At 37.1% G+C, this 17,894-nt stretch carries 13 protein-coding genes; 4 read left to right on the plus strand and 9 right to left on the minus strand.

The genetic code is table 11. The annotated features are described in order from the left end of the window. Window positions 1-174 precede the first annotated feature (174 nt). The 7 genes from NG809_RS12410 to NG809_RS12440 form a co-directional block, all read right to left on the minus strand. Window positions 175-2,310, minus strand: a complete 2,136-nt coding sequence (locus NG809_RS12410; protein ID WP_262151081.1) for a hypothetical protein — start codon at window positions 2,308-2,310, stop codon at window positions 175-177. 169 nt (window positions 2,311-2,479) lie between these two features. Beyond that, window positions 2,480-6,043 (minus strand): DUF4450 domain-containing protein, encoded by a 3,564-nt coding sequence (locus NG809_RS12415; protein ID WP_262151083.1) that lies wholly within the window; start codon window positions 6,041-6,043, stop codon window positions 2,480-2,482. 1 nt (window position 6,044) lies between these two features. Further along, window positions 6,045-7,448 carry a glycoside hydrolase family 28 protein gene (locus tag NG809_RS12420; RefSeq protein WP_262151085.1) on the minus strand — a complete coding sequence of 468 codons (1,404 nt, stop codon included), beginning with the start codon at window positions 7,446-7,448 and terminating at the stop codon, window positions 6,045-6,047. Between the two features lie 730 nt (window positions 7,449-8,178). Then, window positions 8,179-9,237 carry a DUF3810 domain-containing protein gene (locus NG809_RS12425; RefSeq protein ID WP_262151087.1) on the minus strand — a complete coding sequence of 353 codons (1,059 nt, stop codon included), beginning with the start codon at window positions 9,235-9,237 and terminating at the stop codon, window positions 8,179-8,181. Then, window positions 9,227-10,990 (minus strand): MFS transporter, encoded by a 1,764-nt coding sequence (locus tag NG809_RS12430; protein WP_262151089.1) that lies wholly within the window; start codon window positions 10,988-10,990, stop codon window positions 9,227-9,229. The genes NG809_RS12425 and NG809_RS12430 overlap by 11 nt, the downstream gene beginning before the upstream one ends. Before the next feature lie 40 nt (window positions 10,991-11,030). Further along, a complete protein-coding gene (locus NG809_RS12435; protein WP_262151091.1) occupies window positions 11,031-11,765 on the minus strand; it encodes a lysophospholipid acyltransferase family protein in 735 nt (244 codons plus the stop codon). Continuing rightward, entirely contained in the window at window positions 11,758-12,216 is a 459-nt protein-coding gene (locus NG809_RS12440) for a GtrA family protein (RefSeq protein ID WP_262151093.1), read from the minus strand. The genes NG809_RS12435 and NG809_RS12440 overlap by 8 nt, the downstream gene beginning before the upstream one ends. A 233-nt stretch (window positions 12,217-12,449) precedes the next feature. On the opposite strand from NG809_RS12440, the gene NG809_RS12445 reads away from it, so the two are divergent. The 3 genes from NG809_RS12445 (at window position 12,450) to NG809_RS12455 (ending at window position 16,274) form a co-directional block, all read left to right on the plus strand. After that, complete coding sequence (locus NG809_RS12445; RefSeq protein WP_262151096.1) at window positions 12,450-12,713, plus strand: hypothetical protein; 264 nt, start codon at window positions 12,450-12,452, stop codon at window positions 12,711-12,713. Window positions 12,714-12,798: 85 nt separating this feature from the next. Next, entirely contained in the window at window positions 12,799-13,650 is an 852-nt protein-coding gene (locus NG809_RS12450; protein WP_262151098.1) for an ATPase, read from the plus strand. A gap of 335 nt (window positions 13,651-13,985) precedes the next feature. Then, on the plus strand, window positions 13,986-16,274 hold the full coding sequence (locus NG809_RS12455) for an NADP-dependent malic enzyme (protein ID WP_262151100.1): 2,289 nt from the start codon (window positions 13,986-13,988) through the stop codon (window positions 16,272-16,274). A 161-nt stretch (window positions 16,275-16,435) separates the two neighbouring features. On the opposite strand, the gene NG809_RS12460 is transcribed toward NG809_RS12455, so the two are convergent. After that, the gene (locus NG809_RS12460) at window positions 16,436-16,846 is read right to left on the minus strand and encodes a type II toxin-antitoxin system VapC family toxin (RefSeq protein WP_262151101.1); all 411 of its coding nucleotides are present in this window, start codon (window positions 16,844-16,846) and stop codon (window positions 16,436-16,438) included. Further along, window positions 16,846-17,091 carry a DUF6364 family protein gene (locus NG809_RS12465; RefSeq protein ID WP_262151102.1) on the minus strand — a complete coding sequence of 82 codons (246 nt, stop codon included), beginning with the start codon at window positions 17,089-17,091 and terminating at the stop codon, window positions 16,846-16,848. Before NG809_RS12465 ends, NG809_RS12460 begins: the two co-directional genes overlap by 1 nt. Before the next feature lie 215 nt (window positions 17,092-17,306). Between NG809_RS12465 and ruvA the strand changes: the two genes are divergently transcribed. Then, on the plus strand, window positions 17,307-17,891 hold the full coding sequence (gene ruvA / locus NG809_RS12470) for a Holliday junction branch migration protein RuvA (RefSeq protein ID WP_262151104.1): 585 nt from the start codon (window positions 17,307-17,309) through the stop codon (window positions 17,889-17,891). Window positions 17,892-17,894 lie beyond the last annotated feature (3 nt).

Below are 17,894 nucleotides of genomic sequence, written 5' to 3' on the forward strand. Positions count from 1 at the left end.
TTTTCAAAAGGCTAAAGATTTAGCATATTTCACTTTTCACTCAAACACTCAACCCCTCAAAAAAACTGCTCTAAAACTCTCCAACACTCCAACGCTCCAACCCAAAAATCCTCTCAAAAAAAAAGCCTGCCCTTTTCAGAGCAGACTTCAGAAACTATATGAATGTGAAATTTTTTAAGGCATCTTTTTAAAACCTTCCGCTTTTATTTTCCAGCTTCCGTCTTTCGGGAAACCAGGATATTGGCCGGTCGAAGCGTCCCAACCTTCCAACATCATCGCAACGGTTGTCAAAACACCACCATTTCCTGGAAGATAAATTCTAAGTCTTTTGTCCTGGAAATTATGTCCGTTTTTAAGATAAGTGTTGGTTTGAATGTTCATAAATAAAGCGTCCAACGCTTTATTTGGAAGTCCAAGTCTTGCTGCGTTCATTGCAGTCATCGGGAAATCCCAGCCCCAGGTGTGTTCCCAGTTCCATCTTTCCCAAACGATATCCAACGTGTTTTTCATTATTTTTTTATCCAGTTTCGGAGACTCAGGAACCATTCCCAATGCTCCCAAAACAGCAGGGTGGTCGGTCATCCATTTTGGAAATGTGAATGAATCTTTTGCCGATTCAGTTGATAAATAAACACCATCCTGAACCGGAAGCGGAGCCAATTTATTGATGACATCATCCCATTTTTTATCTCTTGGTTGCCCTAATCTTTCTTTCCATTGCTGAGCAATTTTCAGTGACCAATCCCAATACGCAACTTCATAAGTCGGGTTATACGTATCTTTTGCAGGGAAAACTTCCTGAGCTGGAATAACACCTTTACCCAAATTGTAACGGTTTTTTTCTTTATCATACGTTGCAAAATCTGCCATAAAATCAGCCGTCGCAAAAATCAAATCTTTGTATTTTTCCAGAACCTTTTTGTCCTTGCTGTTTCGGTACAAAAGTTCGGTCATATAAATAATGTGTGGCTGTTCCCAAATCAAAAATGCTGCAACAGAAGACGGACTTTCATTGCCTTCATTATCCGACATTTTAATCCAGCGAACGCCTTTGTAACCTTGTCTTTCGGCTAATTTTTTAGCTTTGTCAAACGACCTGAAATAATAATCCAGTTGCTTCTCCAAAATTTCCGGTCTTCCCCAAAGTGCAAAGTGAACGCCGTGCCACCAGTGCATTTCTGTATGCGGTTTTCCGTACCAACTGTTGAAAGTCAAACCCGTTTCCTGAGGCGGATTACTGCCTCCGCACTGAACTTTCGTTAAATATTCTGACAACACAACTCGTCTTTCCAGTTCATTGGCTCTCGGGTCTGTACTTCCTTCAAAATCCACAGCAGCACCGCTTTCCCAGAAGTTTTTCCAGCCTGAAGTACTTTCTTTTTCAGCATCAGCGAATAAAGTTCTGTTAGATTTCGGACTTTTAGCTGAAAACTCAACACTTAATTCCACGGTTTTGTTTTTGGACGAAGGCTCGTAAACGAAGTAATGTTTCCCTGCCTCACGAAGTTTTCCTTCCGTAAAATTCAATTGAGTGTAATAATCTGTACTTTGTAATTTGTGTTGAATCAAACCTTGCATCGGTTTTGAAGATATGATTTTCGTAGTATGCTCATTTTCTTTTCCGTAAAACGCCGCGTCATCCAAAAACTGTCCTGACGGATGCGGATATTTGGCAAAAACTTTAAGCTTTCCTTTAGCCACCAAATCAGATTCGATTTTCACCCCGATTTTATCTGAATTTTGGAAAGAAGCCGTCCAGACCTTTACCGGAGTTCCTTCCAGAGAAAATTCGCTGGTAATAATTCCCGTCCACAAATCAATCTTCTGATTGATGTTGGTTAAATCTGAAATTTTCGCTTTCTGACCATCTTTTTTAGTCAGTTCAATCCCGATATTTCCCAATTGTAAACGGTGTTGATTCACACGGAAATATTCTACAGCACCTTTATTTCTTTCAGGTTCTTTGATTTGAACGGAGTACAAAGCTTTTCGACCATCATTATTGAAATCATAAGGTTTTAAAGTCTCCTCAAACTTGTAATTTTCTTTATTCGGAAAACTGTTCCAGCCCCATTCAGACTGCGTTCCGAGAGAAACACCATTTTTGTAATATTCAGGAAACGACTGCATTCCGGTAATGTCAACCGTGTAAGCAAATTTTCCGTTTCCAACCGTAAAAGTCGAAAGCGTATCGGCTTTGGTGTTGACAATGTTATGTCGCTGAACGACCTTTTTTCTGTCGATTTTCTGGGCGTTTAAGGATGAAAATCCAACGCAGAAAATACTCAGATATATTGCAATTTTCTTCATTTTTTAATTTTATTTATTTTTTTAGCCACGAGGCTTCGACAGGCTCAGCCTGACAATTCTAATACTAATTGCGTTTGGCGCTGTCAGACTGAGCTTGTCGAAGTCTTGCATTTTATTTATATCACATTTTTAAACATACTTATAATTCGTGCATTCGTGGCATTAATTCTTATTTCAAAACCGTCGCACTCATCATTCCAATCACCACATCATTGCTCACGGCTGTTAATTTTATCGATTTTAATTCTTTATTCGCATCAATTGGCAAATCCAAAATCGTCGCAGAACCACCATCCACCTGACGGTCTGTAAATCCTTTGATGCTTGAATATTTGCTCAAAGTTCCGCCTTTGTATAATTCTCCCGTTTTCAGTTTTACTCTGTATGGAATTTTATCATCGGGAATTTCAAACGCAAAATTATCATCAAACAAATCCTGCTCAATCGGCCACCAATTCGTTGGATTTTTCAACTTTAATTCTGAAGTTGAACCATCTACATACTGAACCGTAATTTTTCCATTCACAATCTGCGACTGCATCGGGTTGGTAGTTCCCGCCATCAGAAAATAAATTTTCTTTCCTTTCCCTGAAACCGGAATTTCGAGAGAATCAGAATAATTATCCCACTGACTCACAAACGCAATATTTTTATCTGTTTTATCAATCAAAAATGGAACTCCAAGAAACTCAACTTTATTGTTTTTTCTTTTATTCATCAATCCGCTGTCATCGATTTGCGCGGTGATTAACGGATAACACCAGTTTCCGATTCCCTGCCACGGAAGCTGTAAAGTCGGAACTTCCAGTCTCGGTGAAAGGTATTTCTGATTGAAAATTTCAGTTACTTTTTCATTGTATTTTGATGCCAATGAGATATTGTTAAACTGACCTTGGTTTTCAATTTCCCAATCTGTAATTTCAATATTTTGTTTTATTCCGTTGTAATCAAGCACGATTGAATTGGTTCCTTTGCTTAAATAATTTGAAGGAATTTCAATTGATGTATTTTGATTTTTTTGAATGTTGAAAGTTTTGTTTAAACCATTAACATTCAGTTTTCCATTAATTTGATTTGATGATTTTGATTGAATCTGAAGTGTTTTATTCACCCATTTTGCTTCCAAAGGAAAACGGATATCGACATTCACAGGTTGCCACCAACTTGTTCCGTTTTGTTCAACTTGTACGAAGAAAGTTCCTTTTCTTTCTTTCTGAATCAAATTAAACTGACTTCCATTTCTAGTTTTAATCAATTCCTGTGGGTCAAGAACATCTTTAATTTTCTTTTTTGAATCAAAATTCAACTGAAGACTTTCAGAAATATAATTGGTGAAATCGGTTTGTTCATTTTTCAGTTCTTCTCTGGAATAATTGATTTCAATTTTAAACTCTTTTCCTTTTGGCGTTTCAAACTGAACAAATGGTTGCAGAATGGAATTGGGTTTAATTTTCCAATCCACTTTTTTACCATTCACTTTTACCGATTTGATGTTGGAATAATTCACAGGAATCTGCATTTCCAAAGACACAGGATTTTGATATTTTGATTTAAATAAATACTCAGTCTTTTTTGAAGTTTTGGTAAACTGATATTCCCAATCCGGAAGTTTCAGTTCGGCAAAATTCCAGTCTTTCGGGAATCCCGGTTTGATGCTGATTTTATTCTCCAGTAAATTCGGATAAACTCCGAAAATTCCTTCCGTTAAAGTTCTTGCAGCCACGCCAATCGGGTCAGCGAAATCACGGTACAATTCTCCACGAAAAGCATCGTAATGGGAAAGCTGTTCAAAATTCCCCGGACTGATTCCGTAATACATCGATTCCACAAGATTTCCTTTCCAAAGTTGATAGGCGTCTTCATTTCTTCCCGCCTGCCAATACGCCAAAGCAGTCTGTAAATTTTCCGCCAAAGCGACATTGTTGATTGACCAATCGTACGGTTGCCAGTTGGTGGTCGCTAACGTAAAATAGTCTTTATTATCAGCACCTTTTACCGTAATCGGAATTTTCGGTGTGTGATTATTGATGTATTGTAAATTCTGATAATCCTCAAATTCATTTAAAATAAACGCATCCGAAACGTGATAAATAGACCAAACTCCTGGTTTGTCGTGAACAATTTGATTGCCCAAAGCATCTTTGTATTCAGCAAAATAGCCTTTGTCTTTCATCCAAAGTTGGTTTTTCATTGCTTTTAAAATCGCATCAGCTTCCTGTTCGTAAGGCTGAGGATTTTCGCCAATAATTTTTGCCAGTTTTGCCATTTCACGGTTGGCTCTGTAGTTATACGCTGAAGTATGTGTCACTTTTCCACCTGAATATTGCAGCGCATCGCTCGCCCAAATCGCAGCATACGCATCGTACAAATCGCCGCGCTTGAAATTTCTTTTTTCCCAATCCATATGGCGAACCATCGTCGGCCACATTTTTTTCAGAAATTCTTTGTCGCCGGTGTAATTGAAATGTGAAAACATCTGGTCAAAAAACACCAGATTCATATCGTAATGATGCGGTTTTGTGTTGTCATTCGGATTTCTGGAAATGTATCCGCTTGAAAAAACAGAAGTTCCCATTTTCTCTTCGTGTCGGGCAAGATGACGCATCGTATCCATTTCCACGGGTGCAAAATCGGGCTTCAAAACCTGCGAATTGGCATAACTTTCAAAATGTTCTTTCGCTCTGTCGTGCCAGCTCAACGCATCGGCTGTGTAAGCGCCACGCCAGGCATTCAGCCGCATTCTCCAGGCAACCGCACCGTGAAGGAAAGTCGGGCTTTCCCAAATTCCGTCGGCTGCAACGGCTAAATTGGCTCCGAAATTATTCAAATCTGCATCCGGCGTTTTTAACAGAATTCTATTGGTTAATTTTAAACGAGCTTTTTCAGCTTCATTAAATATATTTTTTAATTCTGCATCAGAAAAGTTTTTAGCTGATTTTCCTTTCGCAATTTGAATATAAATCGGATTCTTTTGAGAAGAATAGGAAGCGTAAACAATCGGAGATTTGTCTGTTTTATTTTGAGTAAACTCAGAAAGTTTTTCTAAAGTCTGAGCATCCGTTTGTTGCAATGATGTAACACTTGAAAAACTTCCGCTGACCGTTTGATTTTCTTTTTTCTTACTTAAATAATTAAGCTGAAACTGATTTTTATTCAACTGAAACTGATTGTTCAGACAATATTCCGGCAACAGATAAAATCCGGATTCAGGGTCTGCGCCAATGTCTCCGTTTCTGCTGAAAGTCGTTCCACTCGCACCGCCAAAAACTGCATAGATTTTTGTTGACGAATCTACATTGACAGTTTCCATTTTTAAAACCAAACCTTCTTCTTTAGCCTGTGCCAAAACAGTTAGTTTTAAAGTTCCGGTTCCAAGAATCGGGTCTTTGATTTCATACAGCATCGTTCCCGGTCGGTAACGGGTTTCAATTTTATCAGCCTGAATTAATTTTTTAATCAAATTTCTTTTCTGAATAACAAACTGCAGATTGCCGCCCATTCCCGGAAGATACAACGCAAATTCCGGCAAATCTCCGGCTTCAACTCTCGATGCACGGTTGTCTCCGTACAACGCACGGTTGAATCTGTATTTTCCGTTGACCAATAAAAAATCGCCTTTGTCTTCTTTGTAATGCAGTTCACGCTCGTTGTTCTGCCAGTGTTTCGACTGGGAAAACGAAAGTGAGAATGCCGACAAAACAAGAAGTCCGGCGAAAATGGTTTTTCTTCGCATTTTATGGTTTTAACTCGGTTAATGGTTGTCCGTTAACGGTTACGTTTTTTAAAGTCACATTTTTTAGATAATCAACTTTATAAGGAATCTGCACGCCAACCATTTTAGCATTAATCATTGTGAAATCCGTGACCGGAGAAGATTCGTAAGCATCAGAGAACACCGCGTATTTTCCACCTTTGTCCACTGTTAAATTTTCAACCCAGATATTTCTGATGGTCGGGATGTGGTTTCCCGGCTTTTCGTAATGCATATTGAAACGCACTGCCGCTTCTTTATACGCACCCACTTTTGTGTTGTAGAAAAATACGTTTTCAATAGTTCCGCCACGGCTGGAGCTGGTTTTAATTCTTAAAGCACGGTCAAGATTTTTGCTGTCCATTACGTTTCCGATAGCGTAAATGTTTCTGGCACCGCCTGCAATTTCGCTTCCAATCACAACACCTCCGTGACCGTCTTTCATTTCGCAGTTTTCGATGATGTGGTTTTCGGCAGGTCTTCCGATGTCTCTTCCGTCTTCGTCTCTTCCGGATTTGATGGCGATACAGTCGTCTCCTGTGTCGAAATAGGAATCTTTAATCCAGACATTTTTACACGCTTCAGGGTCAAAACCGTCGTTGTTTGGTCCGTGACTGATCACTTTTACTCTTTCAATCAAAACGTTTTCACACAAAACAGGATTCAGATTCCACATTGGAGAATTTTTCACCAAAACATCCGCCATATAAAAGTTTTTAGACTTGTAAGGCTGTACGAAATTCGGTCTTAAATACCATCCGTCCCCAAAAATTCTTTCTCTCGCAGGCGTTCTGTTGGCCATATATTCGTGAAGTTTCGCTCTTGCAGGGTTTTGTCTTCCCGGACGGGATGCGTTGTAGCCATATTTTGTAGCACCGCACCAAAACCACCAGTTATCCAAATCTGAATTTCCATCCAAAGTACCTTTTCCGGTTACGGCGATATTTTCTTCCTCATAAGCGTAAATTAATGATGAATAATTCATACATTCCATACCTTCCCAACGGGTGAAAACGATAGGGTAGTCGTTGCTGTCCTGACTGAACAAAATCGTTGAACCGTCTGTCAGATGCAGATTCACATTAGATTCCAGATAAATGGCACCCGTTAAGAAAACGCCATTCGGAACAACAACTCTTCCACCACCTTCTGCGCTGCATTTTTCAATGGCCTTTTTGAAAGCTTCTGTATTTTTTGTTTTTCCATCACCAACTGCACCGAAATCTGTTATCAGATAATCTGCTTTTCTGAATTTTGGAGCTTTAATCTGTTTTTTTAAAGCTTTGATTTCCTTTAAAGGTTGTTTTGCGGAGGTCCACGGTTTATATTGCGCGGAAAGCGGTATTGAAAACAGAAATGCTATGAGTAGAAGCGTGAGTTTTTTCATATTAATAAACATATTTAGTTGAAAGGAAAAATGTCCCTTCTGGTAAAACTTTATTTTGCAAACTAACAGTATTATGCTGAAAAATTATCCTGCACTGTCGGTTTTCTATAAAAAATCAACAGAGTATATTTTCAGGAGGCAATAAATTGTTTTTAATCTTAGATTTATCTAAGTTTCTGATGTTAGAATTTCTTTAGACTTTTCATTAAATATAAAAATCCTAATCCCGATAAGAAAAGGGGAATTGAAAATTTTCGATCATATAATTTAGATTTATCGGAAATTTTCAATTTAAAATAATATTCAAATGTTGGAAAATGTAGAATTGATGGTGATTTGATGAGTGCTTTGACTTAAAACTACCGTTGATATATCACTCTTTTAACTAAATTTAACACTAATGCTGATATTTAAACCTGATTGTATCTTTAATTAATTAATGAAATACCTTTTCCTAATGAAGCAATGTACGTCGATTTTAAGCAATTGTTACAATATTATTGGCGTTTTATTAATGTACTGTTAATTCTTATTGTTGTGATAATCCGTATATTACGACCGTAGAATTGTTAAAGTTGTACTAAAATTTGTAAAAAAAGGGTGGAAGTATTTTGGCAATTAAATTATTGTTGTACTTTTACATCACCTTGAATGAGGGAACAAGTCAAGGTAATAAATTTTTTTTCATCATTTGTGTTTTTAGAATCGTATCGCCTGATACGATTCTTTTTTATTTTTCATAATTCAGAAGGAGATTTACAAAGTAAGAATAGGTAACAGAACCTTCCTGCCTGTTGCTTTTCAGGAAAAGATTGTTGGTGAAACCAAAAAAATCTTCAAGCCGGCCTTCGTGTCTTATCATGAAATTTCTTTCATAGGCACGGTCTCTTTTCATTGCTGAAGAATATTGCTTGATAAGATTTTCGGCAAAAGCTTCATCTTCCAGATAAATGTACCGCAGAAGACTTTTCAGCGTAAAATATTCTGCACTGTAGCGAAGTTCAGGATTTTTTGAGTTGATGCCCACAAGATAGGCTGCGAAATTTGCTTCCTGCTCCCGTGCAAACCCCAACTGATGAGAAGTTTCGTGGGCAATCGTAAATGGAATTATTGAATGGGGAAGGTTTGAATTGAACTGACTCTCGGCAGTAAAAGGATTGTAATATCCTGAAATTCCGGTATAGCTCATCACACCGCTGAAGGTGCTCTCTTTAACTGAAATTTGAGTCAAAGGCACTTTGGAACTGATCTTTTCCGGTAAGAACTTTTGTTGACGGATAATTTCCTCTATCAAAGCATCCCTGTTTTTGATAATGAAAACCCCGTTTCTATCCTCGGAAACCAATTTTCGGCTTTCACCTGCTTTTTTAAGGTATTTTAATGCTAAAATTTTTGCTTTTTGGATATTTGGTTTTTCCTGAGAAGACAGTTTTTTAATTATCGGCGTTTGGAAATACATCATTCCCCAAAAGATCTGATAAGTGAAATAGATGATATTTAAAAAGATCAAAGTACTGAATAACGCTCTCTTTCGTCTGGTTTTTCTAAAGATATTGATGATTTGAATGAATAGAAAAACGCCAATCAGAATATAAAAAAAGTCGCCTGCCGAAAAAGGAATCCAGCTGAAAATTCTGATGTGAAAATTCTTCTGGACGTCGTAAAATTTATCGAAAAAATTAATCCAGTATTCAGATTTTGAGAAGATGTAAAACAAAACAAATTGGGCAAGTAAAATACCTGCCCAAAATCTTTTTTTCTTTATGAACGGAACATTTTTAGTGTCCATGAGATTCAGATTCGCCCATTACAATGCCTTGTTTCTTCAGAATCTTCGGAGTGATAAATCCGTAGAATGCGAGATAAACAAAACATAAAACAGGAATTACGTAGGAGAAATGCGTCCATGTAATTCCGAAAATTCCTTCTTTGCTTACTTTGTCGAAGTCACAAATGTAACCTTGAAGCAATGGGATGATACCACCACCCAAAATCATCATCACAAGGAAAGACGATGCCTTACCTGTGTTTTTACCCAATCCTGCGATGGCAAGGTCAAAAATTGACGGCCACATGATCGAACAGAACAATCCGCCGGAGATGAAGAAATATTTCGCCATTTCTTTATCCGGATAAACCAATCCGATAAGCATCATTAAAACACCTGCAATCCCGAAAATCATCAGCGTTTTGCCTGCATTTTTTCCGCCCAGGAAACTCATTACAATGAAAGCTAGGATCCAGAATCCGTAGATGTAGAATGCTGAAACATCTTTACCGCTTAATGTATTGGCTCCGATAATGATGGCAAAAGCAACAAAAGGAACTACAAATTTCAAAATATTTACTGTTGTTTTAGAAATATTAAAAACATTGATACTTCCGTTCCATCTTCCGATCATTAAACTTCCCCAGTAAAGAGAAACGAATGGTGCAATGTTGTGTTCCAAAACGCCACCGAATTCTTTAGTATGAAGTAAAGCAGGAAGATTTGATATAATAGAAACTTCAACACCAACGTAAATGAAGATGGCAAGCATTCCCAGATACAATTGTGGATAATTAAAGATGCTGAATTTGGCACTTCCTTCTTCAATATTTTCTTCTTCTTCCTTCGCCGGATCTTCAATTTTAGAGAAAAGCATAAATACAGCCACCAAAATAAAAGCAATACCTAAAACGATGAACGGGCCTTTTACCAGTTTCAGATTTTCCTTCACAAATTCAATAGGATAGTTGATTGCAGAAGTTTTTTCTTTGATTTTACCCAGTTTATCAGAAAATTCATTTACCTGCAGATCGCTTGCTGTGGTAATGTTATTCAACTGATTGATTTCTGTATCTAAAGCATTTACATTCTGCTGAACGGTATTCACTGCTGTTGCTACAGTTGTGGGATCATCTTTTGAATCCTGCTTAAGAGATACAATATTTTTTACAAGTTCATCTCTGTGTGTGATGTACTCGTTTTTAACGATTTCAATTTTAGAAAGTTCTTTGTCAGAAGTTGCGGTTTCTTTGTCGTTACCCATTCCGAAAAGCGCGATACCAACAAGAATTGGCCCAATCGTCGTTCCCAAAGAGTTGATTCCTCCGGCAAGTGTCAGACGGTGCGCTCCTGTCTGTGGGCTTCCCATTTTAATCGCTAATGGATTGGCAACAATCTGCTGAACTGAGAAACCAAGTCCTACGATGAACAAAGCTGTAAGGAAAAACCAGAAATTAGCTGATGCCGCAGCGGGTACAAATAAAAATGCACCTAAGGCTGAAAGTACGAGCCCTACTGCCAGCGTCTTTTTATAACCGAATTTCTGAAGGATATCACTTTTAATGGAAACAAGGAAAAATATCACTGATCCAACAAAGTAAGCTACGTAAAATGCCCAGGCCACCAACTGGCTCTGCACCTGTGAAAGCACAAACCACTTTTTAAATACCGGAATAAGGATATCATTACTTGCGGCTACAAAGCCCCAGAAAAAGAATACTACAATGAGTGAGAGAAATTGAGACCATTTGGTCTGTTGCGGGTTTGAATCCATTTTGAATTTTTAATTACACAAATATAATTTATTTATGCAATTAACTGTATTCTGCGAGTGTTTTTTTTATTGTCTCAAAAGCAGACAATTTTAATTCTTTGGGAGAAGCGTTCGGTTCAAGGATATCATTAAAATAAACTTTTACTTTTCCCGGATGTCCTTTTGAATTGTCGAATGGAAACATTTCCTTTAAACCTACAAATGTCAAAACAGAAATCGGTGAATTGTGTTTTGATGAAAGAGTGAATGCACCATCTTTAAATTCATCCAAAACAACAGAAGTATCATCAGGAACTCCGCCTTCGGGAAAAATGACGATGCTGTTGCCTTCCTCCATTTTTTCAGCACATCTTCGGTAAACATCTGCACGGCTTCTGGCACTTCCACGGTCTACCATCACGCAGATTCTCCTGTAAATTGTTCCGAAAATCGGAATTTTTTCAAGCTCTTTTTTACCAACATAACAAAGGGGATGGTTGGGAAATAAAATGCACGGCAGCATAATATCCATAATCGAAGTGTGATTTGAAATCACAACATATTGCTGGTTTCTGTCGATTTTTTTGTCGGTCAGGTTGATAAGTTCGTAGCGGAGACCCATTCCATAGAAAATTCCATAGCACCAGAAACGGATAAATTTGTAGGCATATTTATAATGTTTCTTATTATAAGAAAGTATGTAAACGGGAATACCGAAAATGATGGTTAGTACAAATGCCAGAATAATCAGCCAGCCCCGCCACAGATAGTTGAGGATCTTTTTTAAGTTACCCATTAAATATTACTTTTTTCTTTACTGAATAATTTAAAATTGATACCAAAAGAATCGCAGATATTTTACTTAAAATTTCCGGACTTAAAGTGTACACAATCAAATCGATATTATCTTTAAATACAAAACTGTAGAAAATCTGGAAGAAAATAAGACTGAATATCGTGGAAATGACAGATACCACCATAAAATAAACGAATTCTCTTTTCTTGGAATGCTTTCCGCGCTCAAAAACAAACCAGATGCTCAGGAAATAGTTTGTGATGATTCCGCATGAAGTCGAGAAAATATTACTTAACGGAAAATGTATTCCATGGAAATTTTTCTCTTCTGCGAGGAGTTGGGGAAGATATGAACTGAAAATCTTAAAACTTCCAATCTCTACCATGGCACTCAAGCCGCCGGCAATGATAAAGAAAAGTACCTGTTTCTGCCTAATGAGGATATCTTTCATCAAATTGATCAATTGCTGCAAAGTTATAACTATATGTTAAACACTAAAAAAAGATGTTAATTTTTTTTCTCCATTGAAAATTATTTCTAAATTTAATTTTCAGAACTGAAGAATCGATACCTGATAATAATTTAATTTTCAATCTTTTGGGATTGGAGTTTTTTCTATCTTGTAGTGCTTGTTTACAGCTTAATTCACTAAATTATATTCACATCAATCAATAATATATTTGTATGGAACGTCAAAACAAATACAGAAAATTTCAGCTTCAGCAAAAGAAAATTGAAGATCTGGAGAGACAGAACTCCCGCTTCAAGAGAGTGTACACAGAATACGAAAATATGTCTGACGATCTTTGGAATCTCGAAAACTCTGAAGGCGAGCCTGTACCGGATGATTTTCTTGATGCCATGATCCTGCAGACTTCTTATCTGGAAGATGAAATTGAAGATTGGCTGCATCAGTACAACACTTCACAGAATGAGGTGCAATCCTAGTTTTTGTGAATAAAGTCATCGTGCTTTACCCCTGCTTTTTCAAGATAAATTCATATTTTAGCACCTTTAAATGAAATTGTAAAATATGGTTGCTATTGTTGACAGTGGTTCCACTAAATCAGACTGGGTAATCCTCGATGACTTCAAAAATGTTTTTTTAAAGACCGAAACGATTGGTTTCAACCCCAATTTTATCAGCAAAGAACTCATCGTACCTGAGATTGAAAAGAATCACAGTTTAACATCTGTGAAAAATTCAATTACCAGAATATTTTTCTACGGTTCCGGCTGTGGTGTAAGGCAAAACTGTGAAACCATAGAGCAGGAAATTGGTAAAGTTTTTACCAACGCAAAGATTGCTGTGAAAGAAGATCTCTATGCCGCTGCTTACGCTGCTTACGACGGTAAACCGACGATTGTCTGCATTTTGGGTACAGGTTCCAACTCGTGTTATTTCGACGGAGAAAATTTAAATATTAAACTTCCTTCATTGGGCTATCTTATGGGCGACGAAGGAAGCGGAAGTGCCATCGGAAAACAGCTGGTGCGAAGATTCTTTATGCAGAAACTTCCTCAGGATTTACATTCAGAATTCCAGAATTTATACGGTTTGACAATTGATGAAGCATTGCAAAATATGTATCACAAAACAAGACCAAATGCCTATCTGGCAGATTTCAATAAATTTGTTGTCGAAAGAAAAGACCATCCTTATTTCCAGAATATGGTTTTGGAAGAGATGAAAAATTTCTTCGATTATCAGGTTCTTCCTTATGAAGAATCAAAAAATGCCGAGATCAATTTCATCGGCTCCATCGCTTACTATTACGAAGATATTTTGCGTTCCGCAGCTGCAGAGCTCGGATTAAATGTAGGTCACGTTGTACAGAAACCTATTGAGAGTTTGGTCAACTACCACATTCAATATATATTGTAAGACTAATAGTAAGGCATTAAAGAAAATGGTAAATTAATATCGAATTGGACTGGTTAGTGCATCTAATTTCATGCAGAACATCTCTAAAATGACTTAGTAGTTCGAAGCGTTAAGAAATTTTAAAAAATTCCGTAAAGAAATTTCCATTGTTTGAGTGGCGGCAGAAATTGTAAATAAAATCAGATTACATGTTTCCGCCCGAGTTTGGAAATTTTAGGAAGTTTTTAAAATTTTAGCGTAGAAATCCAGTCTTGAACTTTTGGTTCTTTTGTTTTAAGACAAAAGAACATTTCGAATTCCAATTTGGTAAATGTTAAATAAAAAAATAAAATTTTATGTCAAATAAAACTCATCGCGACGAGAAAAATTTTAATCAGGCCGCGTTAGATTATCATAAAGCTGAACCAAAGGGAAAAATTGAAGTTATTCCTTCAAAACCTCACTCATCGCAGAGAGATTTGTCTTTGGCATACTCGCCTGGAGTGGCAATTCCATGTCTTGAGATTGAGAAAAACCCTGAAACAGTTTACGATTACACAGGAAAAGGAAATTTGGTCGCCGTAATTTCAAACGGAACAGCTGTTCTTGGTTTGGGTGACATCGGTGCTGAGGCTTCAAAACCTGTGATGGAAGGGAAGGGGCTTTTATTTAAAATTTTCGCAGACATCAATGTTTTTGATATTGAAATTGACGAAAAAGATCCCGACAAATTTATTCAAATTGTAAAAGGTATCGCCCCGACTTTTGGAGGAATTAACCTTGAAGATATCAAAGCTCCTGAAGCTTTTTATATCGAACAGAAATTAAAGGAAGAACTGGATATTCCGTTGATGCATGATGATCAGCACGGAACAGCAATTATTTCTGCGGCTGCATTAATCAATTCACTTCAGATTGCCAACAAGAATATCGATGAGGTGAAAATGGTGGTCAACGGAGCAGGAGCTGCGGCTGTTGCCTGTACCAATCTATATATTTCTCTTGGTTTAAAGAGAGAAAATGTGTTGATGTGTGACAGTAAAGGCGTTATCAATCACAAAAGAGAAAACCTGACGCCTGAAAAATTAGATTTTATTGCTCAGACGGATATCGAAACTTTGGAAGATGCCTGTAAAGGTTCAGATGTTTTCATTGGTTTGTCTAAAGGAAATGTGATGACACCGGAAATGTTGTTGAGCATGAATGAGAACCCGATTGTTTTCGCATTATCCAATCCTGATCCTGAAATTGCTTATGATCTGGCACTTTCTACCAGAAAAGACGTGATCATGGCAACAGGAAGAAGTGATTATCCTAATCAGGTGAACAATGTTTTAGGTTTCCCGTATATTTTCCGTGGTGCTTTAGATGTTCAGGCTAAAGGAATTAATGAAGAAATGAAGCTGGCTGCTGTTCATGCAATTGCTGATTTGGCGAAAGAACCCGTTCCTGAAGCGGTAATTTTGGCTTACAACGTTCAGAATTTGCAGTTTGGAAGAGAATATTTTATTCCAAAACCATTCGATAACAGATTGATTACCAAGGTTTCAAGTGCTGTTGCTAAAGCAGCGATTGACAGCGGAATTGCCAGAAAAACCATCACCGATTTTGAAGAATATGAAACTCAGCTTCTCGACAGAATGGGAAGAGATGAGAAGTTGGTGAGAATGATGCAGAACCGCGCAAAAGCGAATCCGAAGAGAATTACTTTAGGAAATGCTGAGGAATACAATGTTCTGAAGGCTGCTCAGATTTTATACGAAGAAGGAATTGCTTACCCGATTCTTTTAGGAGATAAAAAATACGTCAAAGAGCAGATGGAGCGTTTCGGAATCAATATTGATGTTCCGATTATCGATCCGAGCGACGACGACCAGAAAGAAAACAGAAGAAAATACAGAGAAACTCTCTGGAAACTCCGTCAGAGAAAAGGGATGAACGAATACAAGGCAAAAAGATACGTTCGCCAGAGAGATTATTTCGGCCCTTTGATGCTGAAACACGGAGATACAGATGGTTTGATTATTGGTTTTTCTAAAAACTACGTATCAACTTTAAGACCTGTTTTGGAAGTTATTGAAAAAGAAAAAGGGGTAGAAAAAGTGGCGGCAATGATGATGATTCTGTCTGAAAAGAAACCTATTTTCTTCGCAGATACGTCGATCAATCAAAATCCTACCGCTGAAGATTTGGTGAATATTGCTAAAATGGCAGAGCACACCGTGAAATCTTTCGCTATCGAACCGAGAATTGCGATGTTAGGTTTTGAAAACTTCGCAGCGATTTCAGATACTTCCAAAAAAGTAGCAAAAGCGGTAAGCATTCTTCATGAAAAATTCCCGAAAATGATTGTTGATGGAGAAATTCAGCCTGATTTTGCGATGAATTCTGATCATTTAAGTGATTATCCGTTCTCGAAATTAGGAACAACTCCGGCAAACACGTTTATTTTCCCGAATCTTGAATCTGCAAACCTTTCATATAAAATTATCAGAGGAATGAAGGTGGCACAGGTGATTGGACCAATCCTGATGGGACTGAAACAACCTGTTCACGTTTTACAAATGCGTTCAAGTGTAGATGAGATTGTGAATCTGGCGACAGTTGCAGTTTTGGATGCACAGAGAAGAGAAGGCAAAAAATAAAGGTCATTTAAAAGTCCCAAAGGGACGATTTAGCAAAGATTAGGATGAAATCCTGTCAATAAAGCATAATAAAAAAGGCGAACGGAATTTGTAGAATTCGGTTCGCCTTTTTGTTTTCAAAGTATTTTAATTTTTGAGTTTATTTTGATTTTTTTTGAAACTTATTTAATTGAATGCAGAAAACTCTCCGCATTCATCACAGGAATCAGGGCGTTTTTAAAATCTTTTTCATTTCTGGTGATGATAAAATCACATTCTGTAGCGACAGCACTGAAATATTGCATTGCATCTTCAAAATCTTTGAAGTCTGAATTCATCGCTTTTTCAACCACGTCATCGTCCATTATAGCAATAGAACATAAAAGTTTAAACTTTCTGATTTTTTCCATAGCAGTTTTAGAATTTTCGTATTTTGAAATAAGATAATATGCAGTTGAAACAGTATTTGAAGAAGTGTAAATTTTGATTTTCTTCTGATCTCCCAAAGTCATGATTTTTGCTGCCGGCAAATAAAATTCAGCTCTTTCGCCAAGAAAATCCACTACGATATTTGTATCTAAAAATATTTTCATTATTTATATTTTTGATCAAAATAATCATGTCTGGATGAAGATTTTTCTACATCCAGAGGAATACTTTTTCCGGAAGAAATACTTTTCACAAATGGCGAAATTTCTACTTCATCATTTTGCTCACTTGTTAGAGAGCTGAGGTAGTTTTCTACAAGCCTGGATAAACTGATTTCATTACTTAAAGCATATTTTTTAGCGCGTTCGATTACGTTTTCGTTCAATTTTAAGGTTAATTTTGAATCCATAATGTATTTTTATACGTACAAATATACAAAATCCATACGTTCAAAATATATCTTGATAATTAATCATTCAAATTTCTTCAGGAATTTTCATATTCGTTAATTTTTAACGTTTTAAAAGAAAAATTTAATAACGAAAACAAATAAAATCATTCCTTTCCTAGATGAAAGTATTACTTAGTTTAATTTACTATATTTGGGAGTTATAAAAATTGATAATGATATTTTCTTTACAGGGAACCGTTCAGGAGCTTAGTCCCACTTATGCCGTAATCAATGTGGGCGGTGTTGGCTACTACGTCGGTATTAGTTTGATGACCTCCCAAAAGCTGGTTTTCAACAAAGAATCTTTCCTTTTTATTCAGCAGATTATCCGTGAGGATGCCCATTTGCTCTTTGGTTTCCATACCCGTTTAGAGAAGGAAATGTTTAATCTCCTGATCAGCGTGAATGGGGTAGGAGCCGTTTCAGCACTCATTCTTTTATCTACTTTAAATCTTGAAGAAATCGCAACAGCAATCTTGTCTGCCAACAGTGCTTTGATCCAGAAAGCCAAAGGTATCGGGGCAAAAACTGCTGAAAGAATCATCGTAGACCTCAAAGATAAAGTGCAGAAATTCAAGGTTGAAGGCGAAGAGATTTCGGCTGTAGTGAATAATAAAACCAAGGAAGATGCGTTATCAGCATTAGAAGTTTTGGGAATTCCAAAAAGGATGAGCGAGAAGATCGCAGACCGCATGATCAAGCAGAATGCAGACATCACAACGGAAGAACTCGTAAAGCAAATTTTAAAAAATATTTAAGGG

Source organism: Chryseobacterium foetidum (genome assembly GCF_025457425.1).
In the GTDB taxonomy this organism is placed as follows: Bacteria; Bacteroidota; Bacteroidia; order Flavobacteriales; family Weeksellaceae; genus Chryseobacterium; species Chryseobacterium foetidum.

What these genes read in the sequence shown, in the direction of transcription:
- NG809_RS12415 (WP_262151083.1), bottom strand. Translation starts at nt 6,043, where the DNA reads ATGCGAAGAAAAACCATTTTCGCCGGACTTCTTGTTTTGTCGGCATTC.
- NG809_RS12410 (WP_262151081.1), bottom strand. Translation starts at nt 2,310, where the DNA reads ATGAAGAAAATTGCAATATATCTGAGTATTTTCTGCGTTGGATTTTCA.
- NG809_RS12460 (WP_262151101.1), bottom strand. Translation starts at nt 16,846, where the DNA reads ATGAAAATATTTTTAGATACAAATATCGTAGTGGATTTTCTTGGCGAA.
- NG809_RS12445 (WP_262151096.1), top strand. Translation starts at nt 12,450, where the DNA reads ATGGAACGTCAAAACAAATACAGAAAATTTCAGCTTCAGCAAAAGAAA.
- NG809_RS12440 (WP_262151093.1), bottom strand. Translation starts at nt 12,216, where the DNA reads ATGAAAGATATCCTCATTAGGCAGAAACAGGTACTTTTCTTTATCATT.
- ruvA (WP_262151104.1), top strand. Translation starts at nt 17,307, where the DNA reads ATGATATTTTCTTTACAGGGAACCGTTCAGGAGCTTAGTCCCACTTAT.
- NG809_RS12455 (WP_262151100.1), top strand. Translation starts at nt 13,986, where the DNA reads ATGTCAAATAAAACTCATCGCGACGAGAAAAATTTTAATCAGGCCGCG.
- NG809_RS12465 (WP_262151102.1), bottom strand. Translation starts at nt 17,091, where the DNA reads ATGGATTCAAAATTAACCTTAAAATTGAACGAAAACGTAATCGAACGC.
- NG809_RS12450 (WP_262151098.1), top strand. Translation starts at nt 12,799, where the DNA reads ATGGTTGCTATTGTTGACAGTGGTTCCACTAAATCAGACTGGGTAATC.
- NG809_RS12420 (WP_262151085.1), bottom strand. Translation starts at nt 7,448, where the DNA reads ATGAAAAAACTCACGCTTCTACTCATAGCATTTCTGTTTTCAATACCG.
- NG809_RS12425 (WP_262151087.1), bottom strand. Translation starts at nt 9,237, where the DNA reads ATGGACACTAAAAATGTTCCGTTCATAAAGAAAAAAAGATTTTGGGCA.
- NG809_RS12435 (WP_262151091.1), bottom strand. Translation starts at nt 11,765, where the DNA reads ATGGGTAACTTAAAAAAGATCCTCAACTATCTGTGGCGGGGCTGGCTG.
- NG809_RS12430 (WP_262151089.1), bottom strand. Translation starts at nt 10,990, where the DNA reads ATGGATTCAAACCCGCAACAGACCAAATGGTCTCAATTTCTCTCACTC.